Raw genomic sequence first — 13,202 nt, 5'->3', positions numbered from 1 at the left:
GGCGGGGAGATCAATGGAGCAATTTTGGGAAAATGAATTTGTTCTGACAGCCGGATATTACAGTGTCGTGATTCTTTGCACGATCGTTTTTTTAGCACTCTTTGAGCTTGTGACAAAATACCATAATTGGGAAGAAATAAAGAAAGGAAATTTATCTGTAGCGATGTCCACAGGAGGAAAGATTTTTGGCGTCGCCAACATTTTTCGCTTTTCCATTGCTCAACACGATTCTTTTCTAAATATGATCAGCTGGGGAATTTTCGGCTTTATTTTATTGTTGATTGGTTATTTTATTTTTGAATTCATGACTCCAAAGTTTAATATTGATGAGGAAATTAAGAATGATAACCGTGCAGTTGGCTTTATGTCAATGATTATCTCAATAGGTCTTAGTTACGTGATTGGTGCAGGAATTTAAACAAGGGGAGAGATCTTTTGGAGAAATTAGCAAAAGTGCTACTTGTACTTAGTGGTGTTTTTATTGTCATTGGTTTTATCTATTTATTCTTTATCGCTTGATGATGACTATAAGGTCGTTATATTAAAATAAGACTTTCCACTTTTGGATTGTCTTATTTTTTTGTCCAAGCCTTCCAATTCGCTTGAATATTTAAATTGTAATAAAATAGTCAGTATATTATAATAAAAGAGAAACGATTAAATATTCTGAAAATAAAGAGGGGGCGTATCTGTGAGCGAAAAACCATGGTTGGATCAATACCCGCCAGAAATTCCGAAGACACTCGTTTATGAGGAAATTCCAATTCACGCGTTTTTGAAAAGAACAGCCAACGATAACCCTTATAAAACCGCTATACATTTTATGGGGAAAGAGATGGATTACCAACAGTTATATGAAGCCTCGAAAAAATTTGCTAGTTATTTGCAATCAATAGGACTCAGCAAAGGAGATCGGGTCGCTATTATGCTGCCAAATATTCCTGCAGCCGTCATTAGTTATTTTGGCTCATTACTAGCTGGTGGTATCGTTGTACAAACAAACCCACTTTATACAGAACGTGAACTTGAATACCAAATGAAAGATTCTGGAGCAAAGGTGATTGTTACTCTTGATATCTTATATCCACGCGTATCAAAAATTAAACCACAAACTGAACTAGAACATATAATTGTAACCGCTATTAAAGATTTCCTCCCTTTTCCAAAAAATCTTGTTTATCCGTATATACAGAAAAAACAGTATGGAATGATTGTAAACGTAAAGCATGACGGGAATAATCATTTGTTGAAAGAAATCTTAAAACAGCCTCAAAAAGCTTTAATTGATTATGATATTGATTATTATGAGGATTTAGCCTTACTGCAATATACTGGAGGAACAACTGGGTTTCCGAAGGGGGTTATGCTTACTCATCATAATTTAGCTGCTAATACATTAATGTGTGCAGCCTGGCTGCATAAAACGAAGCCTGGACATGAAGTTATTTTAGGAGTACTGCCGTTTTTTCATGTATATGGGATGACAACAGTTATGTTACTTTCTGTTCTACAGGCACAAAAGATGGTGTTAGTTCCTAAATTTGAGATCGACATGATGCTTAAAACAATCGATAAACAAAAACCGACTCTTTTTCCAGGTGCGCCAACGATATATATCGGGTTATTAAACCATCCTGATTTGATGAAGTATGATCTTTCCTCTATTGAAGCATGTATTAGCGGGTCGGCACCATTACCGATAGAGATTCAAGAGAAGTTCGAGAAAATTACTGGTGGAAAACTTGTGGAGGGCTATGGTTTAACGGAAACTTCTCCTGTCACACATGCAAATTTTTTATGGAGTGAAAAACGTGTTCCTGGCAGTATTGGTGTTCCATATCCAGATACAGATGCAATGATTCTTTCTTTAGAAACAGGCGAACCGCTTCCACCAGGGGAAATAGGTGAAGTTTGTGTAAAAGGTCCGCAAGTGATGAAAGGGTATTGGAATCGTCCTGAAGAAACAGAGCATGTCTTTCGGAATGGTTGGTTGCTTACAGGTGATCTTGGCTATATGGACGAAGGGGGGTATTTTTATATCGTTGACCGCAAAAAAGATATGATCATTGCTGGGGGCTTTAATATTTATCCCCGTGAGGTAGAAGAAATTTTATATGAACACCCAGCTATTCAAGAAGCAGTTGTCGCAGGAATTCCAGATCCATACCGTGGAGAGACAGTGAAGGCCTATGTTGTTTTAAAAGAAAACTGCTTTGTTACAGAATATGAATTAAATGAATTCACCCGCAAACATCTCGCAGCTTATAAGGTCCCAAGAATTTTTGAGTTTCGTGAAGAGTTGCCGAAAACAGCCGTGGGTAAGATTTTAAGAAGGGCACTTGTAGACGAAGAAAGAGCGAAGCAAAATAATGATGAAGAAAGAAAAGCATAATGGAAAGCCTATTCGGCTTTTCTGATGTAAACTTGGGACGAGTTATCTTTCGGATAATTCTGAATTCACCTTGACAGATAGAAATGTTGATAATATTATAAAACCATGAATGAAGATTCATTCATTGCTTTTTGGTTAAAAAACAAAAGCTTGTTAAGAAGAATCCCTGACCGGAGAGGGGTGAATGAATGAAGAAACACAAACCAAAATACCATCAGATTATTGATGCAGCAATGGTCGTTATTGCTGAAAATGGCTATCACCATGCGCAAGTATCGAAAATCGCAAAGCAAGCCGGAGTAGCGGATGGAACGATCTACTTATATTTTAGAAATAAAGAAGATATCCTAATTTCCCTCTTCCAAGAAAAGATGGGTAACTTTATTGAAATTCTTGAACAAAAGATTGCAGGAAAAACGAGCGCTGCAGAGAAGTTATTAATGTTGGTAGAAGAACATTTAAAGTGGTTAACTGAGGATCGTCATCTCGCGATTGTGACACAGATTGAATTAAGACAATCAAATAAAGAATTAAGGTTAAAAATTAATGAAATTTTAAAAGATTATTTAGCAATCATTGAAAAGGTTGTTGTTGAGGGGATTAAAACAAAGGAATTTTCCAATGACCTAGACGTCCGGTTGGCAAGGCAAATGATTTTCGGAACGATTGATGAAACGGTCACGACATGGATAATGAATGATTTGAAGTACAGTCTTCCTGCTTTGGCGGGGCCATTACACCAGATGCTTGTGAGTGGATGTAGCTACCAAATTACAGGAGATTAAATAAATTTAAAGCTTTCAAAAAGATAAGGAGGGGAAATGTGAAGAATCTGACGTGTTCTACTGAGGAAAGGGTGGCGACAATATCCATTACCCGGCCTCCTGCCAACGCTTTGTCTTCAAAATTATTGGAGGAACTCGACTCGATTTTGGATGAAATTAAAGCTAACGATGAAATACGTGTTGTAGTAATTCGAGGAGAAGGAAAATTCTTTTCAGCAGGTGCCGATATTAAAGAGTTCACTGAAGTTAAAAGTGAAGATGATTCTTTTGCGCTCTCTCAAAATGGACAAAAAGTATTGGAGCGTATTGAGAACTTTCAAAAACCAGTAATAGCTGTGATTCATGGAGCAGCATTAGGTGGAGGTTTAGAACTGGCAATGGCTTGCCATATTCGCCTTGTATCAGAGGATGCAAAACTAGGTCTTCCTGAGCTTTCACTAGGGATTATTCCCGGATTTGCAGGTACGCAAAGACTACCATTGTATGTAGGTACTGCCAGGTCTTTAGAAATGATGTTAACGAGCGAACCAATTACTGGAAAGGAAGCCGTTGGGTATGGTCTTGCCAACCATGTTTACCCTGAAAATGAACTCCTTGACAAGGCGTATATACTTGCGAGGAAAATTGCTCAACAAAGTCCAATAACAGTAAAGGCGATTATCAGTTTACAAAGTTTTACGAAAACTGAAAGGTTTGAATCTGGTATGAAAAGAGAAGCAGAGTTATTTGGAAAAACCTTTGCCACAAATGATGCTAAGGAAGGTATAGAGGCATTTTTAGAAAAACGAAAGCCTGTTTTTAAAGGGAAATAAAGAATTTTTTTTCGTTGAAATTTTTTAAATCTTTAAAAATAATGGAATGTTTTAATACTAGGAGGAAAAAAAATGAACATTTACGTATTAATGAAAAGAACGTTTGATACTGAGGAAAAAATTACGATTAGCGGCGGCCAAATTAATGAAGAGGGTGCAGAATTTATCATCAATCCATACGATGAGTATGCGGTTGAAGAGGCGCTCCAAGTTCGCGATGCACATGGTGGTGAGATTACAGTAGTCACGGTCGGGACGGATGAAGCTGAAAAACAACTTCGAACTGCACTTGCCATGGGTGCCGATAAAGCTGTTCTTATTAATACCGAAGAGGATGTTGAAGAAGGTGATCAATTCACGACTGCAAAGATATTATCGGAGTTTTTAAAGGATAAAGAGGCCGATTTAATCCTTGCCGGCAATGTTGCGATTGATAATGGTTCAGGTCAAGTTGGCCCACGTGTGGCGGATGCTTTAGGGATCCCTTATGTAACAACAATTACGAAGCTTGAAATTGATGGACAAGTGGTTACTGTTACAAGAGATGTAGAAGGCGATTCAGAAATTATTGAGGCGACTCTCCCGTTATTAGTAACTACCCAACAAGGGTTAAATGAGCCGCGCTATCCATCTTTACCTGGGATTATGAAGGCGAAGAAAAAGCCTCTTGATGAACTGGAATTGGATGATCTTGACCTTGAGGAAGATGAAGTCGAAGCAAAGACGAAAACAATAGAAATCTTTCTTCCACCAAAAAAAGGAGCAGGTAAAGTCCTTGAAGGTGATTTAGCAGACCAAGTGAAAGAATTAGTTACGTTGCTTCATAAAGAAGCGAAAGTAGTTTAATGAATAAAAGAATGAGAATTCATGTAGGAGGGAAATACAATGGCTAGAAAAGTATTAGTATTAGGTGAAGTTCGTGAAGATTCACTTAGAAATGTTTCTTATGAAGCAATCGCAGCAGCTAAAACAGTTGCTGAAGGCGGGGAAGTAGTTGGTGTACTAATCGGAGAAAACATTCAATCTTTAGGGATTGAACTTATAAAATATGGAGCGGACAGAGTTATAGCAGTCGAAGATGCAAAGTTAGCTCAATATACACCGGACGGTTTTTCTCAAGCATTACTTGCAGTGATTCAATCAGAGAGTCCAGAAGGAGTTATTTTAGGACATACGGCACTCGGAAAAGACCTATCTCCTAAAGTAGCAAGTAAATTGAATGCTGGATTGATTTCTGATGCAATTGCTGTAGAAGAAGTGGGTGGAAATCTAGTGTTTACCAGACCGATTTATTCTGGGAAGGCGTTTGAGAAAAAAGTGATGACGTCAGAATTGATTTTTGCAACAGTACGTCCAAATAATATTGCTCCATTGGAGAAGGATGACAGCCGTTCTGGTGATGTCTCTTCATTGTCTGTTGACATTAAAGATCTTCGTACAATCATTAAAGAAGTTGTTAGTAAAGCTTCAGAAGGAGTCGATTTGTCAGAAGCGAAAGTAATTGTTTCGGGCGGACGTGGGGTGAAAAGTGAAGATGGGTTTAAACCGCTAAAAGAACTAGCTGCTGTTCTTGGAGCAGCAGTAGGTGCTTCACGTGGTGCATGTGATGCGGAGTATTGTGACTATTCCCTTCAAATCGGGCAGACAGGAAAAGTGGTCACACCAGATTTATATATCGCTTGCGGAATTTCGGGGGCAATCCAACATCTTGCTGGTATGTCAAATTCAAAGGTAATTGTAGCGATTAACAAAGATCCAGAAGCTAATATCTTTAATGTCGCTGATTATGGAATTGTAGGGGACTTATTTGAAGTTGTGCCATTGCTGACAGAAGAGTTTAAAAAATTAAAAGTACATTCTTAACAGAAAAAATAGAAATGGGTGGGATACAGACCCTCCCATTTCATTTCATTTTTCGGATAAGTACCGTTTGTAAGGATAAAATACATATGAAACAAATAAATAGCATCGGTTTGTAAACGATGCTATACTGTCGTTAAGTAAGTTTTTAGGAGGAATAATTATGGCGATAATCAATGCAACTGATCAAACTTTTTCAAATGAAACAGGTGCAGGCACTGTTTTAGTTGACTTTTGGGCTACATGGTGTGGACCTTGTAAAATGATTGCTCCAGTCTTAGAAGAGTTGGATGGAGATATGGGAGATAAGGTTAAAATTGTAAAAGTCGATGTTGATGAAAACCAAGAAACAGCAGCAAAATTTGGTATTATGAGCATCCCAACGCTACTTGTTCTTAAAGATGGAGAAGTAGTGGACAAAGTGGTTGGCTTTCAACCTAAAGAAGCTTTAGCGGAAGTACTTAACAAGCACGTTTAATGCGATAGAATAGATTGAACCGGTGGGATAAATTCCGCCGGTTTATTTCATTCAAAGGAATACAGGATGATTCATGGGAGATGAGGATAGTTTCAGCTACGAAGGGCGTTTCTTTTGGGGGTGAACAACATGAATGAAGTCATTAAAAATAAATTAACATTGTTACCTGGTCAACCGGGATGTTATTTAATGAAGGATCGACAAGGGACAATTATTTATGTGGGGAAAGCAAAAATTTTAAAAAATAGGGTCCGCTCTTATTTTACTGGGTCACACGATGGTAAGACGCAGAGACTAGTAAATGAAATTGCCGACCTCGAATATATCGTTACATCTTCAAACATGGAAGCTTTAATCCTTGAAATGAATTTAATAAAAAAATATAACCCAAAGTACAATGTCATGTTAAAAGATGATAAAAGTTATCCTTTCATTAAATTAACATCTGAACGACATCCTCGCTTAATTATTACGCGAAAGGTAAAGAAAGACAGCGGGAAATATTTTGGGCCTTATCCAAATGTACAAGCTGCGAACGAAACAAAAAAGCTTCTTGATCGAATTTATCCTCTTCGAAAATGTACTACATTACCCGATCGAGTTTGTCTATATTATCATTTAGGGCAATGTTTAGCTCCTTGTGTGAATCCGGTCGAACAGCATGAATATAAAGTTATGACGGATGAGATTGTCCGATTTTTAAATGGTGGCTACAAAGAAATAAAGAAAGAACTTGCTGAGAAAATGGTCGCTGCAGCAGATGAACTTGATTTTGAACGGGCGAAGGAATTTCGTGATAAGATTGTCCATATCGAGGCGACAATGGAAAAGCAGAAAATGACGACAACAGATTTCACTGATCGAGATGTTTTTGGCTATGCTGTCGATAAGGGCTGGATGTGTGTACAAGTTTTCTTCATTCGCCAAGGAAAACTGATTGAAAGAGAAGTATCAATGTTTCCGATTTATAATGAACCTGAGGAAGAAATTTTAACCTTTCTTGGTCAATTTTATTCGTTGCCTGAACATTTTAAACCGAAGGAAATTCTTATAATGGATACTGTTGATAAAGAGATGGCTGAACACCTTTTAGCAGTAAAAGTCCTGAAGCCACAGCGTGGTCAGAAAAAAGACCTCGTTAAGCTTGCTTGCAAAAATGCGAGTATCGCATTGAAAGAGAAATTTTCTTTAATCGAACGAGATGAAGAACGCACAATCAAAGCAATCGAAAATCTCGGCAAACAAATGGGAATCTATACGCCACATCGTATTGAAGCTTATGATAATTCAAATATTCAAGGAACGAATCCTGTCTCAGCAATGGTTGTGTTTATCGATGGAAAACCTATGAAAAGGGAATATCGAAAATATAAAATTAAATCAGTTCAAGGACCTGATGATTATGAATCGATGCGGGAAGTTGTTCGCAGAAGGTATTCACGTGTGTTAAAAGAAGGATTACCACTTGCGGATTTAATCGTAATCGATGGAGGGAAGGGACATATTGAAGCGGCGAGAGATGTTTTAGAAAATGAGCTAGGCGTTATGATTCCAGTTGCGGGTTTGGCAAAGGATGAAAAACATCGAACATCCCAGCTTTTATATGGAAATCCGTTAGAAGTGATTCCCCTCGAACGGAATAGTCAGGAGTTTTATTTATTACAACGAATTCAAGATGAAGTTCACCGTTTTGCCATCACTTTTCATCGGCAGTTAAGAGGGAAAAATGCTTTTCAATCATTGCTTGATGATATTCCTGGAATTGGGGAAAAGAGAAAGAAAATGTTGTTAAAACATTTTGGCTCTGTAAAAAAAATGCGGGAAGCGAGCGTGGAAGATTTTACACAAGCAGGCCTCCCAGAAAAAGTTGCTGAGGAGCTAAGGAGTAAATTATTAGAATAAGATTGTCACCCTTGAAATTCATATGTTATAATGAAAACCAATTTAATAAATCACTTTAGTTTAATAAAGTGAAGATAGAGGCGCGAACCTCATGAGTAGAACCTGGAGAATAATGAGATTCAATGAAAGGTTTTGAAAGGGATGTTCGCCGAAGTTAGGAAATGACTCATTACTTTCCTTGCTGGTTCTGTATTAAATAAATGCAGGATTGTCAAGATAATTTCGTCTTGGAGAGCTATCTCACTGTGCGAGCGTATTCTTTATTTTTATTACGTCATCACAGCAATGAGATATCCTCATTGCTTTTTTCTGTTTGTGGAAAAAAGCTACATGACTAACCACAGGAAGAAGGGAATCTGAAATGGGACTGATTGTACAAAAATTTGGTGGAACATCGGTTGCAGATGTAAACAAAATACGAAACGTAGTGAACCGAGTAATTGAAGAAAGAAAAAATGGGAATGACATTGTCGTTGTTGTTTCAGCAATGGGAAAAACAACCGATCAATTAGTTAAAATGGCTTACGACCTTTCAGCATCACCTAATAAAAGAGAGCTGGATATGCTTTTAACAACAGGTGAACAAGTAACGATTTCTTTGTTAGCGATGGCTCTAAGGGAAAAAGGCGTAGAGGCGATATCATATACTGGCTGGCAAGCGGGGATAACTACGGAATCCGTACATGGTAATGCGAGGATTATGAAGATTGACAGTGAAAACATCAAATCGGAATTAGCTGCTGGGAAAATAGTGATTGTTGCAGGATTCCAAGGAGTGACAAAAGAAGGAGCAATAACTACATTAGGGAGAGGCGGCTCAGACACAACTGCTGTTGCGCTTGCGGCTGCACTAAATGCGGATAAGTGCGATATATTTACAGATGTAACAGGTGTATTTACGACAGATCCCCGATATGTAAACGGTGCAAGAAAATTAGCGGGCATTTCTTATGATGAAATGCTGGAATTAGCTAATTTGGGGGCAGGCGTACTTCACCCTCGTGCGGTTGAGTTTGCAAAAAATTATGGGGTGAAACTTGAAGTGCGCTCGAGTATCGATAAAGAAAGTGGAACGGTTATTGAGGAGGAATTTGAAATGGAACAAAATTTAGTTGTCCGTGGAATAGCATTTGAAGATCAAATTACTAGGGTGTCAGTGATTGGAGTAGATAACACGATCGCGAGTTTACCAACGATTTTTTCTACTCTAGCTGACAATCAGTTAAATGTTGATATTATCATTCAAAGTGGCTCTAAAGCAGAAAAAACGGACATTTCTTTTTCAATTAAAAGCAATGATTTAGAAGAAACATTGCGTGTACTTAAGAACAATCAAGAAAAGCTGAATTATGAATCGGTTGAATTCGAGTCAGGATTAGCAAAGGTTTCAATTGTCGGTGCTGGCATGGTTTCAAATCCTGGAGTTGCAGCGAAAATGTTTGAAGTACTGGCCGCAGAAGGAATATTAGTGAAAATGGTTAGTACATCAGAAATAAAGGTTTCAACAGTTGTGAATGAGAAGTTAATGGTGAAAGCAGTTGAGGCACTTCATGATGCATTCGAGCTTTCGAAACTTCCAGTAAATGCTTAAGATTGAATGATTATGTAAAAAAACGAAAAAGCTTTCCCGTAAAGAAAGCTTTTTCGTTTAGGTTTTACTTAGGATCCTTAATATCCCATTTAATTGTGAACAAAATCTTATCTAGTCTTTTATGAGGATGCTCGTACGCTTCAACAGTCACCTGTTTTTCCAGTTCTATTTGTTGGGCTAAAAAGCCGGCTTCAAGTTGGAAGGTTGAGTCTTTATCTCTTCTTAGGCGGTTTGAAATCATATCCCCGGTAAGTTCAAGCACTAATTCACGGCGTTTTTCTTCTCTAATAGAGAGGGATCCCCAATTTGCTTCATAGAAAAAGGAGATGATTTCCTCTAGACTGCTAAGGGGATATTTCCGAGCTAATTTTTTCCCGGCCCAATAGAGAATTTCAGGTGCGTCTTTCCCGAGAAGTTCAGAAAGTAGTACTTCTCTAATTAATTCATAACCAAAATGGGAAACAGAAGGTTGTGAGCTGTCGTTATATTTATTTAAATTTGGTAGTTCACTCAAGTGCGTCCCCCTCTTTCTATTATTCTATTATATTACAATTTTAATGAAAATGAAGTCAGTTTAATGAATGTTTTTTGTTTTTTTTTTCGATGATGATTTGTTTATTTTTTCTTTGTCGAATGAGGTCTATTCTAATTTGTATAATAAATAATCTAAAGTTTTTTCCATAAATGCGAAAGTTATCCTTGTATATTTTTTTAAAGGACATATAACTTTGTTGAGTTCAAGTGTAAAATATCGGTATTTTTCAAAAATTTTATTTATATAGTCATTTTTTCTGTATACGTTTTCTTGACGGTCAATCCTTATGAGAGTAAAATGGACTTGTCACAATATTGTAAGAAATAATTTTTATTATTTTCACGATGGTAGGGTTTGAAAATCAATCAACATTTTTCGACCTTGACATCATTTTAAATTTTCAAAGGGGGGTATACATAATGGCAAGAAATCAAGAATTTTATTGGCGAAGATTACATTCGTTGCTTGGGGTTATTCCTGTTGGATTATTCCTAATTATGCACCTTGTGATCAATAATTTTGCCGTCAGAGGAGAGGAAGCTTACAATCAAGCAACACAATTTATGGAAAGTATTCCTTATCTCATCTTTTTAGAGGTTTTTGTAATCTATTTACCACTAATATTCCACGCAATTTACGGTATTTACATCGCGTTTACAGCGAAGAACAATACTGGTAGATTTGGATTCTTCCGCAACTGGATGTTTAAGCTTCAGCGGTGGACAGGGGTTATTACGTTAATATTCCTTGCGTGGCATATTTGGGAAACTCGAATTGCCAAAGCATTTGGCGCAGAAGTTAACTTTCAAATGATGGTTGATATTTTAGCTTCGCCATTCATGTTCGCATTTTACGTGATTGGGATTCTTTCAGCAATTTTCCACTTCGCTAATGGACTATGGTCTTTCTTAGTTAGCTGGGGAATCACTGTTACACCACGGTCACAAGTTATTTCTACTTATGTAACTATTGGAGTATTTATTATTCTATCTATTATGGGTATTAGTACACTCGTGGCATTTATCTAAATAAGAATCTATTAAAATACAGATTATTAAGGCGACTTAGGATTAAGGGAGTGAGTCACGATGAGTAAAGGTAATATAATTGTAGTAGGCGGCGGACTAGCTGGTTTAATGTCTACGATTAAAATTGCTGAGCAAGGGAACACGGTCGAATTATTTTCGCTTGTACCAGTTAAAAGGTCTCATTCCGTTTGTGCACAGGGAGGTATGAACGGAGCTGTAAATACTAAGGGTGAGGGAGACTCCCCTTGGATTCACTTTGATGACACCGTTTATGGTGGTGATTTCTTAGCGAATCAGCCGCCTGTTAAAGCGATGTGTGAGGCAGCACCAGGAATTATTCATTTACTTGACCGTATGGGAGTTATGTTTAACCGTACCCCAGAAGGATTACTAGATTTTCGTCGCTTTGGTGGAACACAACATCACCGTACTGCTTTTGCGGGTGCGACAACAGGTCAACAGTTGCTTTATGCATTGGACGAACAAGTTCGTCGACATGAAGTAGCAGGACTTGTCACAAAGTACGAAGGTTGGGAATTTTTAGGGGTCGTGCTGGATGATGACGGAATTTGTCGAGGGATTGTTGCACAAGACCTTAAAACAATGGAAATCAAATCATTCTCAGCAGATGCTGTCATTATGGCAACTGGTGGACCAGGGATTATCTTTGGAAAATCTACGAACTCGATTATTAACACAGGTTCAGCAGCATCTATCGTTTACCAGCAAGGGGCATATTATTCGAATGGTGAGATGATTCAAATTCATCCAACGGCTATTCCTGGTGATGATAAACTACGCTTAATGAGTGAGTCTGCACGTGGTGAAGGTGGACGTGTATGGACATATAAAGATGGAAAACCATGGTATTTCTTGGAAGAGAAATATCCTGCATATGGAAACCTTGTGCCTCGTGATATCGCTACACGTGAGATATTTGATGTTTGTGTAAATCAAAAACTAGGGATCAATGGTGAAAACATGGTTTATCTTGACCTTTCTCATAAAGATCCGAAGGAACTAGATATTAAACTTGGTGGAATCATTGAAATCTATGAGAAGTTCACAGGGGAAGATCCTCGTAAGCTTCCAATGAAAATCTTCCCAGCTGTCCATTATTCTATGGGTGGGCTTTGGGTTGATTATGACCAAATGACGAATATTCCAGGCTTGTTTGCAGCCGGAGAATGTGATTATTCACAGCATGGTGCTAACCGTCTTGGAGCAAACTCATTGCTTTCTGCTATATATGGAGGGATGGTAGCTGGGCCGAATGCTGTTAAGTATATTAAAGGTCTTGAAAAGAGTTCCGATGCAATTTCCTCTTCTGTATTCGATGGCTATGTTAAGCAGGAAGAAGAAAAGTGGAATAAAATCATGTCAATGGACGGAACTGAAAATGCCTATGTCCTTCATAAAGAGTTAGGAGAATGGATGACTGATAATGTGACAGTCGTTCGTTACAATGAAAATCTTTTGAAGACAGATGATAAAATTGTTGAGCTGTTAGAACGCTATCAAAATATAAATATTAATGACACAGCGAAGTGGAGCAACCAAGGTGCGACATTTACACGCCAGCTTGAAAACATGCTTCATCTTGCCCGTGTAATTACGATTGGTGCTTATATGCGTGATGAAAGCCGCGGAGCGCATTATAAGCCAGAATTCCCAGATCGTAATGATGAAGAATTTTTAAAGACGACAATGGCTAAGTTTGTTTCTCCTGATGAGAAACCAGCTTTCCATTATGAAGAAATCGATGTTTCTTTAATTACACCGCGTAAGCGTGATTACACAAAGAAAAAGGGGGATTAAG

General features: G+C 37.8%; 12 protein-coding genes and 1 riboswitch. Of the genes, 11 read left to right on the top strand and 1 reads right to left on the bottom strand.

The genetic code is table 11. From position 1 onward, the window contains the following. Nucleotides 1–13: 13 nt before the first annotated feature. The 9 genes from GNT69_RS09365 to GNT69_RS09325 all read left to right on the top strand — a co-directional run bounded on the left by GNT69_RS09365 (nt 14) and on the right by GNT69_RS09325 (nt 9,820). Nucleotides 14–418 (top strand): DUF350 domain-containing protein, encoded by a 405-nt coding sequence (locus GNT69_RS09365; RefSeq protein ID WP_203554679.1) that lies wholly within the window; start codon nt 14–16, stop codon nt 416–418. A 273-nt stretch (nt 419–691) separates the two neighbouring features. Further along, the gene (locus GNT69_RS09360) at nt 692–2,392 is read left to right on the top strand and encodes an AMP-binding protein (protein WP_203554678.1); all 1,701 of its coding nucleotides are present in this window, start codon (nt 692–694) and stop codon (nt 2,390–2,392) included. A gap of 188 nt (nt 2,393–2,580) precedes the next feature. Then, complete coding sequence (locus GNT69_RS09355; protein WP_203554677.1) at nt 2,581–3,177, top strand: TetR/AcrR family transcriptional regulator; 597 nt, start codon at nt 2,581–2,583, stop codon at nt 3,175–3,177. 38 nt (nt 3,178–3,215) lie between these two features. Next, nucleotides 3,216–3,989, top strand: coding sequence for an enoyl-CoA hydratase (locus tag GNT69_RS09350; protein WP_203554676.1), 774 nt, complete (start codon nt 3,216–3,218; stop codon nt 3,987–3,989). A gap of 72 nt (nt 3,990–4,061) precedes the next feature. After that, nucleotides 4,062–4,835, top strand: a complete 774-nt coding sequence (locus tag GNT69_RS09345) for an electron transfer flavoprotein subunit beta/FixA family protein (protein ID WP_203554675.1) — start codon at nt 4,062–4,064, stop codon at nt 4,833–4,835. A 39-nt stretch (nt 4,836–4,874) separates the two neighbouring features. Then, nucleotides 4,875–5,852 carry an electron transfer flavoprotein subunit alpha/FixB family protein gene (locus GNT69_RS09340; RefSeq protein ID WP_203554674.1) on the top strand — a complete coding sequence of 326 codons (978 nt, stop codon included), beginning with the start codon at nt 4,875–4,877 and terminating at the stop codon, nt 5,850–5,852. Between the two features lie 160 nt (nt 5,853–6,012). Beyond that, nucleotides 6,013–6,327, top strand: a complete 315-nt coding sequence (trxA, locus tag GNT69_RS09335) for a thioredoxin (RefSeq protein ID WP_203554673.1) — start codon at nt 6,013–6,015, stop codon at nt 6,325–6,327. 129 nt (nt 6,328–6,456) lie between these two features. After that, nucleotides 6,457–8,229 carry an excinuclease ABC subunit UvrC gene (uvrC, locus tag GNT69_RS09330; protein ID WP_203554672.1) on the top strand — a complete coding sequence of 591 codons (1,773 nt, stop codon included), beginning with the start codon at nt 6,457–6,459 and terminating at the stop codon, nt 8,227–8,229. A gap of 67 nt (nt 8,230–8,296) precedes the next feature. Further along, a riboswitch (Lysine riboswitch) is annotated at nt 8,297–8,475 on the top strand. 115 nt (nt 8,476–8,590) lie between these two features. After that, on the top strand, nt 8,591–9,820 hold the full coding sequence (locus tag GNT69_RS09325) for an aspartate kinase (protein WP_203554671.1): 1,230 nt from the start codon (nt 8,591–8,593) through the stop codon (nt 9,818–9,820). Between the two features lie 64 nt (nt 9,821–9,884). On the opposite strand, the gene GNT69_RS09320 is transcribed toward GNT69_RS09325, so the two are convergent. After that, complete coding sequence (locus GNT69_RS09320; RefSeq protein WP_203554670.1) at nt 9,885–10,334, bottom strand: YslB family protein; 450 nt, start codon at nt 10,332–10,334, stop codon at nt 9,885–9,887. 440 nt (nt 10,335–10,774) lie between these two features. On the opposite strand from GNT69_RS09320, the gene GNT69_RS09315 reads away from it, so the two are divergent. Together GNT69_RS09315 and sdhA are read left to right on the top strand one after the other, a co-directional pair. After that, a complete protein-coding gene (locus GNT69_RS09315) occupies nt 10,775–11,383 on the top strand; it encodes a succinate dehydrogenase cytochrome b558 subunit (protein ID WP_203554669.1) in 609 nt (202 codons plus the stop codon). Between the two features lie 60 nt (nt 11,384–11,443). Continuing rightward, the gene (sdhA, locus tag GNT69_RS09310; protein WP_203554668.1) at nt 11,444–13,201 is read left to right on the top strand and encodes a succinate dehydrogenase flavoprotein subunit; all 1,758 of its coding nucleotides are present in this window, start codon (nt 11,444–11,446) and stop codon (nt 13,199–13,201) included. The last annotated feature ends 1 nt before the right edge of the window (nt 13,202 follow it).

It is taken from the genome of Bacillus sp. B15-48, assembly GCF_016879755.1.
Taxonomy (GTDB): Bacteria; Bacillota; Bacilli; order Bacillales; family Cytobacillaceae; genus Mesobacillus_B.
The sequence above is the reverse complement of the archived record's forward strand: the minus strand, read 5'-3'. Positions and strand labels throughout refer to the sequence as shown.